A 14,151-nucleotide genomic window follows, 5' to 3' on the forward strand; every position below is an offset into this window, starting at 1 on the left:
CCATGGCAGTCGACACGCCTTTGAAGACCGCCTCGGCCCGCATCGGCGGGCGGACCGCCCGCAACGGGCGCCCGGGACGCCCGCGCCACGGAAGGCGCCTCGGCCGGCGCCTGTGGGTGAAGGCAGTCGTCGCGGTTCTGCTGGTCGTCGAGGTCTACCCGCTGGTGTGGATGTTCCTGACGTCCCTGAAGTCCAACGACGACTACCTCAACCACTCCACCTGGAGCCTGCCGACGCACTGGGAGTGGAGCAACTACTCCGCGGCCTGGACCACCGGCCACATCGGGCTGTACGTCCGCAACAGCCTGCTCGCCGTCCTGCCGTCCCTGGCTCTGATCCTGCTGCTGGGCGCGGCGGCCGGGTTCGCCCTCCAGATCATGGTGTGGAAGGGCCGCAGCCTCACCCTGCTGCTGTTCCTCGCCGGGATCATGGTGCCCTCGCAGATGATCCTGCTGCCCCTGTTCACCGTGTACTTCCAGGCCGGACTCTCGGGCACGCTCTGGCCGTTGATCCTCACCTACACCGGAACCGGCCTGCCGCTCACGGTGTTCATGATGGCCACCTACTACAAGTCCGTGCCCCGCGAGCTGTTCGAGGCGGCCACCATCGACGGAGCCGGCATCCTGCGCGCGTTCTGGAGCATCAGCCTGCCCGTCGTGCGCAACGCCGTCCTGACCGTCGGCCTGGTCCAGTTCTTCTTCCTCTGGAACGACCTGCTGATCGCGCTGACCTTCACCAACGACCAGGATCTGCGCACCATCCAGGTCGGACTGCTCAACTTCACCGGCGACTTCGGCGCCACCCAGTACGGTCCGCTGTTCGCCGCCATCTGCATCAACGTCTTCGGGACGCTGCTCGTCTACCTCTTCCTCAACCAGAAGGTCATGAAGGGACTGACCGGAGGCGCCGTGAAGGGCTGACACCACCCCGCCCTCCCGGCCGCCACGGTCGAACCACCCCCTCAACGGAAGGTCCCCACACCCGATGTCCCTTCAGCCTGCCCCCATCACGTTCGAACACCTGAGCGATGGACTGGGTGCGGGAGTGGCCGCGCCCCGCCTGTCCTGGACGCTGCCACCCGGCGCCGCCGTACAGGACGCGTACGAGATCGAGATCGAACGCGACGGCACCCGGTACCTCCGCGGCACCTCGCACCGGGGTGCCACCCCCTACCGCACGGGCCGGATCCCCGGCCCCGAACAGATCCTGGTCCGCTGGCCGGGAGCGCCCCTCGCCTCCCGGGAACGCGCCGTCGTCCGCGTCCGCGTGTGGACCGGCGGCGACACGCCGTCCCCGTGGAGCCCCCCGGCCGCCGTCGAGGCCGGTCTCCTCGCTCCGGGCGACTGGCGCGCCGTACCGGTCGGCGCCGACCGGCCCGAGGATCCCGACAGCGACCGCCGGCCGGCCCGCGTGCTCAGGGACTTCACCCTCGACCGGCCCGTGGCCCGCGCCCGCCTCTACATCACCGCCCACGGACTGTACGAGGCCGAGATCAACGGCCGCCGCGTCGGCGACGACACCCTCTCCCCGGGCTGGACCGTCTACGGCGAACGCCTGCGCTACCGCACCTACGACGTCACCGGTCACCTCGCCCCCGGCGCCAACACCATCGGCGCCTGGCTGGGCGACGGCTGGTACCGCGGCCGCATCGGCTTCGACGGCGGCCACCGCAACCTCTACGGCACCGACCAGTCCCTCATCGCCCAGCTGGAGGTCACCCACGACGACGGCACCACCACGGTCGTCGCCACCGACGCCGACTGGCTCGCCGCCACCGGCCCGGTCCTCTTCTCCGGCCTGTACGAGGGAGAGACCTTCGACGCCCGGCTGCACGACCCCCGTTGGTCCACCCCGCACGGCGACCGCGAGGCCGGCTGGCACCGCGTCGCCACCGGCAGCCGCGACCCGCGCACCCTGATCGCCCCCACCGGCGCGCCCGTGCGCTGCACCGAGGAGATCGCCCCCGTCACCGTCACCGCCAAGGGCGAGGGCCGCCATCTGCTCGACTTCGGGCAGAACCTGGTCGGCCGGCTGCGGATCACCGTCGACGGACCCGCGGGCACCGCCGTCACCCTGCGCCACGCCGAAGTGCTCCAGGACGGCGAACTCGCCACCCGCCCGCTGCGCGAGGCCATTTCGACCGACACCTACGTCCTCGACGGCTCCGGCGCGCAGACCTGGGAGCCCCGCTTCACCCTGCACGGCTTCCGCTACGCCGAAGTCGACGGCTGGCCCGGCGCGTTGACCCCGGACGCCGTCACGGCCCGCGTGTACCACACCGACATGACCCGCACCGGCTGGTTCGAGTGCAGCGACCCGATGGTCAACCGGCTGCACGAGAACGTCGTCTGGAGCATGCGCGGCAACTTCGTCGACATCCCCACCGACTGCCCGCAGCGCGACGAACGCCTCGGCTGGACCGGCGACATCCAGGTCTTCGCCCCCACCGCCTCCTTCCTCTACGACTGCGCGGGGATGCTCGACTCCTGGCTCACCGACGTCGGCGTGGAGCAACTCCCCGACGGCACGGTCCCCTGGTACGTGCCCGTCATCCCCGGCGAGCCGATATGGACCCCCGTCCAGCCCGGTGCCGCGTGGGGCGACGTCGCCACCCTCACCCCCTGGATGCTCTACCAGCGCTTCGGCGACCGCGAACTGCTGCGCCGCCACTACCCGATGGGGCGCGCCTGGGTCGACCTCATGACCCGGCTCGCCGGGCCGAGCCGACTGTGGGACACCGGCTTCCAGCTCGGCGACTGGCTCGACCCCATCGCCCCGCCCGAGGACCCCGCCGCCGCCCGCACCGACCGCTACCTCGTGGCGACCGCCTACTTCGCCTGGTCCACCCGCCATCTCGCGCTGACCGCCGAGGCGTTGGGCCTCGACGAGGACGCCGCTCGCTACGCGGGGCTCGCCGACGAGGTCGCTGCGGCCTTCCGCCGCCGCTACGTCGCCCCCGGCTCCCTGATGACCAGCGACAGCCCCACGGCCTACTCCGTCGCCCTCGCCTTCGACCTGCTCGACGGGGAGCGGGCGCGCCAGAGAGCCGGCGACCGGCTCGCCGAACTGGTGCTGCGCGACGGCGCCCGCATCGCCACCGGCTTCGTGGGCACCCCGCTGATCTGCGACGCGCTCACCGACACCGGCCATCTCGACGTCGCCTACCGGCTGCTGACGCAGACCGAGTGCCCGTCGTGGCTGTACACCGTGACGATGGGGGCGACCACCATCTGGGAGCGCTGGGACAGCCTGCGTCCGGACGGAACCCTCAACCCCGGCGGCATGACATCCTTCAACCACTACGCGCTGGGCGCCGTCGCGGACTGGCTGCACCGCGTCGTCGGCGGCATCGCCCCCGCGGCGCCCGGCTCTCGCGCCCTCACCTTCCGGCCCCGCCCCGGCGGCGGCATCACCTGGGCGCGCACCCGCCACGAGACGCCCTACGGCACCGCCGCGCTGGCGTGGGAACTGACCGCGGACGGACGGCTCGTCGCCACCGTGACCGTGCCCCCGGGCTGCACCGGCACCGTCGAACTGCCGGGCCGCGCGCCACTCACCCTCGCCGCCGGAGAGCACGTCGTCGACGGCGCGGGCGGCCAAGGACGTGCGGCGTGAGCCTGACATCACGCCGCACGGACCGGACCGGGGTCCACGGTTCGGGCCCCGGTCCGGCCATGCCGGTCTGCGCGGGGTCCGGCGCAGCACCGCACACGGAGTTCGCCTGAACCTGCGAGGCCGGGCCGCCCACGGGTCGCCTCAGCCACTCATGGCCCAACGGATCGTCGCAGTCGCACCCAGCAGGACGGCCGGGCCGATCCACCACCACGACATGGTCCGCCGCACCGCCGGCAACAGCCACAGCGCGGCCGCCGCGCCTGCAGAGGCGAGCGTGAGCACGCAGGACAGGACGATCCCGGCGTAGGCGTCGTCGTCCCAGGAACCCGAGGGGCGGATCGTCAGCGCCGTCCGGCAGAAGTACGCGGCGATGACCGTGAGCAGAGTCAGCGGGACCGCGAGGACCAGGCGGAGGCAGCCGTGGTCGTCGGCGGAGAGGTCGGGTTCGGGCATCGGCGCAGTGCGTTCCTCGTGTCGGACGGGTTGTCGGTGAAGACCTGACCGTAGGCCCGGCCGCCGTCGCACTGCCAGTACGGGTCATGCGCACTGCCGTTGATCGAGTCGCATCCCGGCCCCCGCGACGGAATGCTGTACCCGGCAGCAGCCCCGCTCGCCCACCGACTGGAGGACCCCTGATGCGGTACCGCAAGCTCGGCAGTTCGGACCTGGAGGTCTCGGAGATCTCGCTCGGCTCGTGGCTCACCTACTCCGGCGGTGTCGAGGCCGACGCGACCCGCGCCTGCACCGAGGCGGCCTTCGACGCGGGCATCAACTTCTTCGACACCGCCAACGTCTACGGCCGTGGGGCCGCCGAGACCGCGTGGGGCGAGATCCTCTCCGCGCACCCGCGCGACTCGTACATCCTCGCCACCAAGGTGTGGGGGCAGATGTCCGACGACCCCACCGACCGCGGCCTCGCGCCCGCCCAGATCGCCAAGCAGATCGACGCCTCCCTCACCCGGCTGCGCACCGACCACGTCGACCTCTACCAGGCCCACCGCTTCGATGCCGCCGTCCCGATCGAGGACACCGTCGAGGCGCTCCAGAAGGTCGTCGAGCAGGGCAAGGCCCGCTACCTCGGCTTCAGCGAGTGGACCAACGAGCAGATCCAGGCCGCCGTCGACATCGCCGGGCCCGATCTGTTCGTCTCCTCGCAGCCCCAGTACTCCATGCTCTGGCAGGCGCCGGAGGCGGAGCTCTTCGGCCTGTGCGCGGCCAACGGCATCGGGCAGATCGTCTGGTCCCCGCTCGCCCAGGGAATGCTGACCGGCAAGTACCGGCCGGGCGAGCCCGCCCCCACCGGCAGCCGCTTCGCCAGCGACACCATGGCCGTCTCCAAGGACCTCGTCTACAGCGACGCCGTACTCCACGCCGTGCAGCGGCTGCTCCCGATCGCCGACGGGGCCGGGATGAGCATGCCCACCCTCGCCCTCGCCTGGGTGCTGCGCCGCTCCGAACTCTCCTCCGCCATCACCGGCGCCTCCCGGCCCGAACAGGTCCACAGCAACGCAGCCGCCTCCGGTGTCACCCTCTCCGACGACGTCCTGGCGGCCGTGGACGCCGCCCTGGGTGACGTGCCCGTGACCGGCCGGACGCTCGCCCCCATGGCCGAGAGTGGCATCCGGCACCGCTGAACGAGCCGCCTGCGGCGGGCCACCCGCGGCGCCTCCGGAGCGGCCCGCTCGGAGTGGCGCCCCGATGCGGCCCGCTCGGAGTGGCGCCCCGGAGCGGCCCGCGCCGAGCGGGCCGGGCTGGATCAGGGCACGCGCGGCCACGGTCGCGGTCCCGCGCCGTTACGGTCGTGACATGCCCCGTGCCCTGATCCTCGGCGGTACCGGCGTCATCGGCCGGGCCACCGCCACGCGCCTGCTCGCCGCCGGCTGGCGGGTCGACGTCACCGGCCGCGACCCGGCCCGCCTGCCGGCCGAACTCGCCGCCGCGGGCGCCCGGTTCACCGCCGTGGACCGCGCCGACGAGGGCGGGCTGCAGGCCGTCCTGGGCGCGGGCGCCGACCTCGTCCTCGACTGCCTCTGCTTCACCGCGGCCGACGCGCGAGGGCTGCTGGCCCTCGCCCGGAACGCCGGCTCCACCGTGCTGGTCTCCAGCAAGGCGGTGTACGTCGACGACGACGGCAACCACGCCAACTCCGCCGCCCCGCCCCGCTTCGACGGCCCCGTCGACGAGAGCCGGCCCACGCTGCCGCCCGGCGACGCGGACCACCGCACCCGCGAGGGCTACGGCCCGGGCAAGGTCGCGGCCGAACAGGTCGCCCTGGACAGCGGGCTGCCCGTCACCGTGGTGCGCCCCTCGCAGGTGCACGGGGTGGGCGCGTCGCCGCCGCGCACGTGGGCGGTCGTCGCGCGGGTCCTGGACCGACGCCCTGCCGCACTGCTCGCGCGCCGGGGTGCCGGCGTCGTGCACCAGACCGCCGCGGCCAACCTCGCGGCGCTGGTGGAGACGGTCGCGGCCCGGCCGGGCACCCGCGTCCTCAACTGCGCCGACCCCGACGCGCCCAGCGCCCTGGAGATCCACCGGATCGTCGCGCGGCACTTCGGGCACACGTGGCAGGAGGTGCCGCTGGACGACACCGCCCCCGCCGGCCTGGGCCGTACCCCCTGGGACGCGCCGTACCCGGTGGTGCTCGACACCTCCGCGGCGCTCGCGCTCGGCCACCGGCCCGTCGGAGGCTATGCGGCGACGGCGGCCGCCGAGCTCGACTGGCTGGCGCACGCGGCGCGGACCGGTGATCCGGAGCGGATCCTCCCCGGCCCGGACGAGCCGTACGTGCGCCGGTTCCTCGACTACGCGCGCGAGGACGCGTTCCTCGCCGCGGTGTCCTCCTGAGGGAAGCGAGAGGGCGGACAGGGGACCGGTCCCGGGCTGTCCGCCAGCGGGGTGACGTCGCGGGGCCGAGTGAGGCCGACCGGGCGCGCCGGACGTGCCACCAAGGCGTTGATCCTCTTGTCTGACTACCGGATGTCTGACTACCGGATTTCGGCGTCTCCCCTGAGGTCTCCCTGCCGGTCGGCCGGGACGGGTGCCGGCGGGAGCGAGCTAGGAGGACCGTGGTGGCAGCAAGCGCTGACGCAAACGACAGGTCGCTGGGCGGACGGCTGCTCCAGGGCCAGAAGGCTCTGGTGACCGGGGCGAACTCGGGGATCGGCAAGGCGACCGCCATCGCCCTGGGGCGGGCCGGGGCCGACGTCGTGGTCAACTACGTCGTCGGCAAGGACGAGGCCGAGAAGGTCGTGGACCAGATCAAGGGGTTCGGGGTCAACGCCTACGCCCACGAGGCGGACGTGTCCGACGAGGCCCAGGTCGTCGACATGGTGGCCCGGATCGTCAAGGAGTTCGGGACCATCGACATCATGGTGGCCAACGCCGGTCTCCAGCGGGACTCCTCGCTCGTCGACATGACGATGGCCCAGTGGCAGAAGGTCATCGACGTCAACCTCACCGGCCAGTTCCTGTGCGCGCGGGAGGCCGCCAAGGAGTTCATGCGGCGCGGTGTCGTCCCGGAGGTGTCCCGGTCGGCAGGGAAGATCGTCTGCATGAGCTCGGTCCACCAGATCGTCCCGTGGTCGGGCCACGTCAACTACGCCTCCTCCAAGGGCGGCGTCGGCATGATGATGCAGACCCTCGCCCAGGAACTCGCCCCGCACCACATCCGCGTGAACGCGGTCGGGCCCGGCGCCATCCGCACCCCGATCAACACGGCGGCCTGGGACACGCCCGAGGCCGAGGCCGAACTCCTCAAGCTCATCCCGTACCGCAGGGTCGGCGACCCCGAGGACATCGCCAACGCGGTCGTCGCGATGGTGTCCGACCTGCTCGACTACGTCGTGGGCACCACCCTGTACGTCGACGGAGGCATGACCCTCTTCCCCGGCTTCGCCACCGGCGGCTGAGGCCCCGTGGAAGACCATGTGACGCCCCGCCGGGTGGTGATCGTCGGGGGCGGTTTCGCCGGGCTGTTCGCCGCCCGCGCGCTGCGCCGGTCGCCGGTCGCGGTGACGCTCGTCGACCGCCGGGCGCACCACCTCTTCCAGCCGCTGCTCTACCAGTGCGCCGCCGGGATCCTGTCCGAGGGACAGATCGCGCAGCCGCTGCGCGCGGTCCTGCGCCGCCACGCGAACGTGCGCTGCCTGCTCGCCGACGCCACCGACGTGGACGTGAAGGGCCGCGCCGTCCACGCGCGGCGGCCGGAGGGCGGCAGCGTCGTCGTGCCGTACGACGACCTGATCGTCGCGGTCGGGATGCGCCAGTCCTACTTCGGGCACGACGAGTTCGCCGTCCACGCCCCGGGGATGAAGACGCTGGCCGACGCCCTGGAGATCCGGCGCAGGCTCTACCGGGCCTTCGAGATGGCCGAGTCGGCCGCCGACGCGGAGGAGCGCCGCCAGTGGCTGACCTTCGCACTGGTCGGCGGCGGTCCCACCGGAGTGGAACTGGCCGGGCAGATCCGGGAGATCGCCGGCCACACCCTCGACCGGGAGTTCCGCACCATCGACCCGCTCCAGGCCCAGGTGCTGCTCTTCGAGGGGTCCGACCACGTACTGGGGACCTTCGGCGACCGGCTCGCCGGGAAGGCGGCCCGCACCCTGCACGACCTCGGTGTGGAGCTCCACCTCGGCACCCGGGTCACCGACCTCGACGCGCGGGGCCTCACGGTGCAGGAGCGGGACGGCACGACCACGCGGCACGCGGCACGCACCGTGCTGTGGACGGCGGGCGTGGAGGCACCGCCCCTCGCCCGCGCCCTGGCGAAGGCCGCCGGTGCGGAACAGGACCACGCCGGACGGATCGCCGTCAAGCCCGATCTGACCCTCCCCGGGCATCCGGAGATCCGGGTGGTCGGGGACGCGATGTCACTGAACCATCTGCCCGGCCTCGCGGAGGTCGCCATGCAGTCGGGCGCGTACGCGGGCCGGGCGGTGCGCCATACCGTGGAGGGCCGGACGAGGAAGCCGAAGCCGTTCCGGTACCGGGACCTCGGCGCCGCGGCCTACATCTGCCGGGGACGAGCCGTCGTCAAGGCGGGACCCGTGCATCTGTCGGGCGTCAGCGGGTGGCTGACCTGGCTGTTCATCCACGTCGCCTTCCTGACCGGATTCCGCAGCAGACTGGGCGCGGCGCTCAGCTGGGCGATCGTCTTCGCCTCCGGCGCGCGCCGGGAACGCGCCTTCACCTTGCCCGACTCCGACCCAGAGCCCGCCCGGCCCCGCGTGCCGCACGGTTCTACCGCGGTGCTGCGGGGGCCCTGAGAGGGCACGCCCGTTCCCGGCCGGTCGAGGAACTCCCTTGCACCATCGTCCTGTTCCCGCGTTCCCCGCCGACGGCGGGTGAGGATCACCGAGGCACCCATGCTCAGCACCGCACCATCCATGCTCAGCACAGCAGTGAACCTGGCGGGCAGCACGCCGGCCCAGCTTCTGCCCGCCCGTGAGTTGATGGCCTTCACCCTGGCCTCGCACATCCTGCTCGTCCCCTTCGGGGTGGCGCTGCCCTTCGTCACGCTGATCATGCACTACCGGGGCCTGCGCCGAGGCGACCCGGTGGCGATGCAGCTCGCGCGGCGCTGGTCGGCGGTGATGGCGGTGCAGTTCGCCATCGGCATCGTCACCGGCACCGTGCTGTCCTTCGAGTTCGGCCTGTTGTGGCCGGGCATGATGGGCCGCTGGGGCGACGTGTTCGGACTGGGCTTCGGCGTGGAGGCGTGGGCGTTCTTCCTCGAGGCCATCATGATCGCCATCTATCTGTACGGCTGGCGCCGCCTCAGGCCGTGGACGCACTTCTGGTTGGCCGTGCCGCTGCCGCTGGCCGCCCTGATGGGCGCGTTCGGCATCATCGCCGCCAACTCGTGGATGAACACCCCGCAGGGGTTCAGCCTCGACGCCCACGGCAACCCGACCGACGTCGACGTGCGCAAGGCCGTCTTCACCCCGATCTTCGGCCCCGAGTACTGGCACTTCGTGGTGGCGATGTTCCTGACGGCCGGGTACGTGGTCGCGGGCGTGTACGCGGTCGGCTGGCTGCGCGGCCGTCGCGACCGGTACCACAAGCTGGGCTTCACCGTGCCGTTCACCGTCGCCGCGATCCTCACGCCGATCCAGTTCTTCCTCGGCGACTCCGCCGCCCGCTCGGTGTTCCACAAACAGCCGGTGAAGTTCGCGGCGCTGGAGATCGTCTGGAAGACCGACACACATGTGCCCGAGTACGTCTTCGGCCGGCTGCACTCCGACGGGACCATCTCCGGCGGCATCAAGATCCCCCAACTCGACTCGATCCTGGCCGGGTTCAGACCCGACACGAAGGTGACCGGACTGACCTCGGTGCCGGCCGCGAACCGGCCGAACGCCGCCCAGGCAACGCTCGTGCACTTCTGCTTCGACGCCATGGCGACCATCGGCAGCGTGCTCATCCTGCTGGCCCTCTGGTACGCGTGGATCTGGTGGCGCCACCGCGACCTGAAGGCCAACCGCTGGTTCTTCCGCTGCGCCGCCGTCGCCGGTGTGGCCTGCCTGTTCACCGTCGAGTGCGGCTGGATCGCCACGGAGGTCGGCCGCCAGCCCTGGATCGTCTACAACCACATGCGCGTGTCCGAGGCCGTCACCCATACCCGGGCCGGAGGGATCTGGACCATGCTCGGCGTCGTCATCGCGCTGTACATCGCGGTCTTCGGCTCGTTCCTGGCGATCGTGCTGAAGATGCGGACCCGGTGGCGGGTGGCCGACGAGGCCGCGGCCGGCGCGGCCGCCGTTCTCGACCCCGAGGCCGACACGCCGTACGGGCCCCGCCACGAGGTGGACACCGCGGCCGCCGGAGCCCCGTCGGGCGGCGGCCGGGGAGCGGGCCCGTCCGAGGGACGCCCGGGAGGTGACCACTGATGGCGGACGTCATCGCCTGGGTCCTCGTCGTGGTCGTCGCCGCCTATGCCTGCGGCGGGGGCACCGACTACGGGGCGGGCTTCTGGGACCTGCTGGCCGGCGGCGCCGAGCGGGGAAAGCGAGTGCGCTGGCTCATCGACCACGCGATGGCGCCCGTGTGGGAGGTCAACAACGTCTGGCTGATCTTCGTGCTCGTCCTGATGTGGACCGGCTTCCCCGTCATGTTCCAGGCCGTGTTCACCGCCCTGTGGCTGCCACTGGTCCTCGCGGCCGTGGGCACGGTGCTGCGCGGCGCCGGGTTCGCCCTGCGCAAGCCGAGCCGGCGGCTGGCCCGGCGGCGGGTCTACGGCGCGGTGTTCGCGGTCGCCTCGCTGATCACGCCGTACTTCCTCGGCTCCGTGCTCGGCGGTGTCGCGTCGGGCCGGGTCGCGGTGGGCACGCCCGCCACCGCCCACGTCTGGGCCAACCCGACGTCGATCCTCGCGGGTCTGCTCGCCATCGCGGCCACCGCGTTCCTGGGCGCCGTCTTCCTGGTCGCGGACGCCCGCCGGTTCGGCGCGGACGACCTGGTCGACTACTTCCGGCTGCGGGCCCTGCTGGCCTTCGGCGCGGTGGTGGTCCTGGCCCTCATCGCCCTGCCCGTCACCCACCACGACGCCTCCTACGTCTGGCACGGGATGACCCGGGGCCTGGGCCTGCTGATGATGATCCTCTCGGCCTGCTTCGGTCTCGTGACGGTCGCGCTGCTGGTGCTGCGGGCGCACCGCTGGTCCCGGCACACCTCGGTCGCCACGGTCGCCCTGGCCATCCTGGCCTGGGGGTTCGCGCAGCGGCCGTATCTGCTGCCGACCACGCTGACGGTGGCCGACGGGGCCGGTGCCGCGCACACGCTCGCCTGGCTGGGCATCGTCACGCTCATCGCGGTGGTTCTGGTGGGCCCGGGGCTCGTGCTCGTCTACTGGCTCGACACGCAGAGCGAGCTGGAACCCCTGACCGACGCCGACACACGGGCCGCGGGGCTTCCCGGGGACAACGTCTGAGGAGCGGGCGGGCCCGCGCCACGACGTGGCGCGGGCCCGCCTCGCGCGTTCACCCCAGCCGTTCCACCAGGTGGTCCCCGACCCGCAGGGCGTTGGCGATGGCGGTCAGCGACGGGTTGACCGCGCCGATGCTGGGGAAGAACGACGTGTCCACGACGTAGAGGTTGTCGAGGTCGTGGGCCTTGCAGTTGACGTCCAGGGCCGAGCTCGCGGGGTCGGTGCCGAAGCGCACCGTGCCGGCCTGGTGGGCGGTGGCCCCGATCGGCATCCCCTTGTGCAGGTAGATGCTGTGGTTCAGCAGGCGGTGCGGGTGCATCCCCAAGTGACCGAGCATTCCCTGCAACTTGTGCCGGAGCCGCTTCAGGCCCTCCATGTTGTTGCCCTCGTCCAGGGCGAGGTGGATGCCGCCGTCCTTGTCGAGGGTGACCCGGCTCTCGGCCAGCGGCAGATCCTCCCCGCACAGCCAGAAGTCGACGGCGTGGTGGGCGAGCACCTCGAACGGCATGTCGGGGGAGACCTTGCCGGCCCAGCGCGGCGCCTCGCCGTGGATCTGGTCGGCGTCCGACTTGCCGAGCATCTGGATGCCGCCGAGCGGGAACTCCCAGTCGTCCGCGCCCAGATACCAGTCGTGCAGGGCCATCGTCTTCTGGAACTTCGTGGGGTTGGGCTCCTTCGACACTGCCATCAACGCCAGGTTGTTGTGGCGCATGTAGTGACGGCCCACGACGTCCGAGCTGTTGGCCAGGCCCCCGGGGTGCCGTTCGTTGGCCGAACGCAGCAGCAGCACGGCGGAGTTCACCGCGCCGCAGGCGACCACCACGACGTCCGCGGTGAACGTCTCGGTCGTGCCGTCCCCGAGGTCGGCGACCACGCCCGTGACCGACCGCCCGGACTCGTCGGTCTCCAGCCGCCGGACGTCCGCGTGGGTCACCATCGTGACGTTGGGGTGTTCGAGCGCGGGGTCGACGCAGATCACCTGCGCGTCGGACTTCGCGCCCAGCAGACAGGGGAATCCGTCGACCCGGTCGCAGCGGATGCAGGAACTCGCGTGCGTGGCGCGGCCGTTCTCGTCCTGGGTGAGGTTCACGCCGATCGGCAGGTGGAACGGGTGCAGCCCCTGCTTCTCCAGGTCGTCGCTGAGCTGCTGGATCCGCGGCTCGTGCTCGACCGGCGGGTAGGCGTACTGGCCGCTCGCCGGTCCCTCCGTGAAGTCCTCGCCGTGCCGGCCGTGCACCCGGTAGAGGTGTTCGGCCTGCGTGTAGTACGGCTCCAGGTCCGTGTAGTCGATCGGCCAGGCCGGGGAGAGCCCGTCGTGGTGCCGCAGCTCGCCGAAGTCCTCGGGGCGCAGCCGGAACAGTGCGGCGCCGTAGAACTTGGTGTTGCCGCCGACGTAGTAGTTGACCTCCGGAGGGAACTCGTTGCCGTGCTTGTCGAACCAGAACTCCGGTGCACGGTAACGGCCTTGGACGAAGACCGCGGTGGAGTCCCAGTTGTCCCGCTCTCTGGGCAGATAGCCGCCGCGTTCGAGGATCAGCACGCGCTTGCCGCTGGGTGCCAGGCGGTGCGCGAGGGTGCCGCCGCCGGCTCCGGTGCCGATGACGATGACGTCGTAGTGCTGGTCGCCGGTCATGAGAACGCCCTATCCGTGGAGTCGTCGGTTTCTGTCACAAGATGGCGATCGGGTTGACGGGGGAGCCGGTGGCGGCGGGCAGCCGCAGGGGGGCCACGACACAGAAGAACGACCAGCGCTCCTCGGCCGCGCACAGGGGCGCGAGGTCCTCGAACTGGAGGTAGTCCAGGAGGTGTACGCCCATCGCGTGCATCGCCAGCACGTGCACGGGGAAGTCGACGCCGTCGACGGCGCTGGGCGCGGTGTCGTTGTTGGCGTCGCCGCCCAGCAGCACGACCCGGCGCTCCGCGAGGAACTCCAGGGCGTCCGGGTGCAGTCCGGCCCTGGCCCGAGCCGTGTGCCAGGGCCCTTCCTCCGCCCGGCGTCTGCGGTGGCCCACCCGCACGAACAGCAGGTCGCCCTCGCCGACCCGGGTGCCCTGCGACCGCTCGGCGGCGGCGAGGTCCTCGGCGCTGACGTGCTCGCCCGGTTCGAGCCACGGCACGCCGCGCAGCCGGGGGATGTCCAGCAGTACGCCCCGCCCCGCGATCCCGTCGGCGAGCGCCTCGACGGTCAGCGCCGTGGCGCCGTCCGCGGTGACCCTGTCCGCGTCGACGCCGCCGTGCAGGGTGCCGTGGTAGATGACGTGGCACAGGGCGTCGAGGTGGCTGTCGGTGTCGCCGTGCACGTTCATCGCGAAGCTGTCGCGCGCGAAGTGCAGCCCTTGGTCGTCGGCCTGCTCGGACCAGGCGACCATCGTGTGCCGGGCGGGCTCCGGGCTGTCGGGTCCCGTCGAGGTCTCCACCGGCGCGGCGAGTGTGACGGTCCTGCCGCTGCGTATCTCCTGTGCCGCCGCCGCCACGTGACGTGGTGTCAGCGCGATGAGCGCGCCCCGCTCACCGGCCGCCCACGCCGTCGCGGAGGCGAGCCGCCGGTACAGCGCGTCGAACGCGTCCGCCGTCAGCCGTGGCGGCCGCGTGCGGGAGCCGTGGGTGCCCAC

Annotated in this window: 11 protein-coding genes; 8 read left to right on the plus strand and 3 right to left on the minus strand. The window is 72.2% G+C overall.

The annotated features are described in order from the left end of the window. Positions 1-2 precede the first annotated feature (2 nt). Entirely contained in the window at positions 3-920 is a 918-nt protein-coding gene (locus tag WN71_RS29560; protein ID WP_052743163.1) for a carbohydrate ABC transporter permease, read from the plus strand. Between the two features lie 64 nt (positions 921-984). Beyond that, complete coding sequence (locus WN71_RS29565; RefSeq protein WP_046591256.1) at positions 985-3,615, plus strand: alpha-L-rhamnosidase; 2,631 nt, start codon at positions 985-987, stop codon at positions 3,613-3,615. Between the two features lie 141 nt (positions 3,616-3,756). On the opposite strand, the gene WN71_RS29570 is transcribed toward WN71_RS29565, so the two are convergent. Beyond that, positions 3,757-4,068 (minus strand): hypothetical protein, encoded by a 312-nt coding sequence (locus tag WN71_RS29570; RefSeq protein ID WP_046591257.1) that lies wholly within the window; start codon positions 4,066-4,068, stop codon positions 3,757-3,759. A gap of 182 nt (positions 4,069-4,250) precedes the next feature. Between WN71_RS29570 and WN71_RS29575 the strand changes: the two genes are divergently transcribed. From WN71_RS29575 to WN71_RS29600, 6 genes are all read left to right on the plus strand, one after another. Beyond that, positions 4,251-5,249 (plus strand): aldo/keto reductase family protein, encoded by a 999-nt coding sequence (locus tag WN71_RS29575; protein WP_046591258.1) that lies wholly within the window; start codon positions 4,251-4,253, stop codon positions 5,247-5,249. Positions 5,250-5,421: 172 nt separating this feature from the next. After that, a complete protein-coding gene (locus tag WN71_RS29580) occupies positions 5,422-6,459 on the plus strand; it encodes an NAD-dependent epimerase/dehydratase family protein (protein WP_046591259.1) in 1,038 nt (345 codons plus the stop codon). 224 nt (positions 6,460-6,683) lie between these two features. Then, positions 6,684-7,523 carry an SDR family oxidoreductase gene (locus tag WN71_RS29585; protein ID WP_240529811.1) on the plus strand — a complete coding sequence of 280 codons (840 nt, stop codon included), beginning with the start codon at positions 6,684-6,686 and terminating at the stop codon, positions 7,521-7,523. A 6-nt stretch (positions 7,524-7,529) separates the two neighbouring features. After that, on the plus strand, positions 7,530-8,879 hold the full coding sequence (locus WN71_RS29590) for an NAD(P)/FAD-dependent oxidoreductase (protein WP_046591260.1): 1,350 nt from the start codon (positions 7,530-7,532) through the stop codon (positions 8,877-8,879). A 120-nt stretch (positions 8,880-8,999) separates the two neighbouring features. After that, a complete protein-coding gene (locus WN71_RS29595) occupies positions 9,000-10,502 on the plus strand; it encodes a cytochrome ubiquinol oxidase subunit I (RefSeq protein ID WP_046591261.1) in 1,503 nt (500 codons plus the stop codon). Then, complete coding sequence (locus WN71_RS29600) at positions 10,502-11,542, plus strand: cytochrome d ubiquinol oxidase subunit II (RefSeq protein ID WP_046591262.1); 1,041 nt, start codon at positions 10,502-10,504, stop codon at positions 11,540-11,542. Before WN71_RS29595 ends, WN71_RS29600 begins: the two co-directional genes overlap by 1 nt. Before the next feature lie 49 nt (positions 11,543-11,591). On the opposite strand, the gene WN71_RS29605 is transcribed toward WN71_RS29600, so the two are convergent. Together WN71_RS29605 and WN71_RS29610 are read right to left on the minus strand one after the other, a co-directional pair. After that, positions 11,592-13,172, minus strand: a complete 1,581-nt coding sequence (locus WN71_RS29605) for a GMC oxidoreductase (protein WP_046591011.1) — start codon at positions 13,170-13,172, stop codon at positions 11,592-11,594. Between the two features lie 34 nt (positions 13,173-13,206). Further along, the gene (locus WN71_RS29610) at positions 13,207-14,151 is read right to left on the minus strand and encodes a cyclase family protein (protein ID WP_240529812.1); all 945 of its coding nucleotides are present in this window, start codon (positions 14,149-14,151) and stop codon (positions 13,207-13,209) included.

Origin of the sequence: Streptomyces mangrovisoli, from assembly GCF_000974985.2 — a bacterium.
GTDB classification, from domain to species: Bacteria; Actinomycetota; Actinomycetes; order Streptomycetales; family Streptomycetaceae; genus Streptomyces; species Streptomyces mangrovisoli.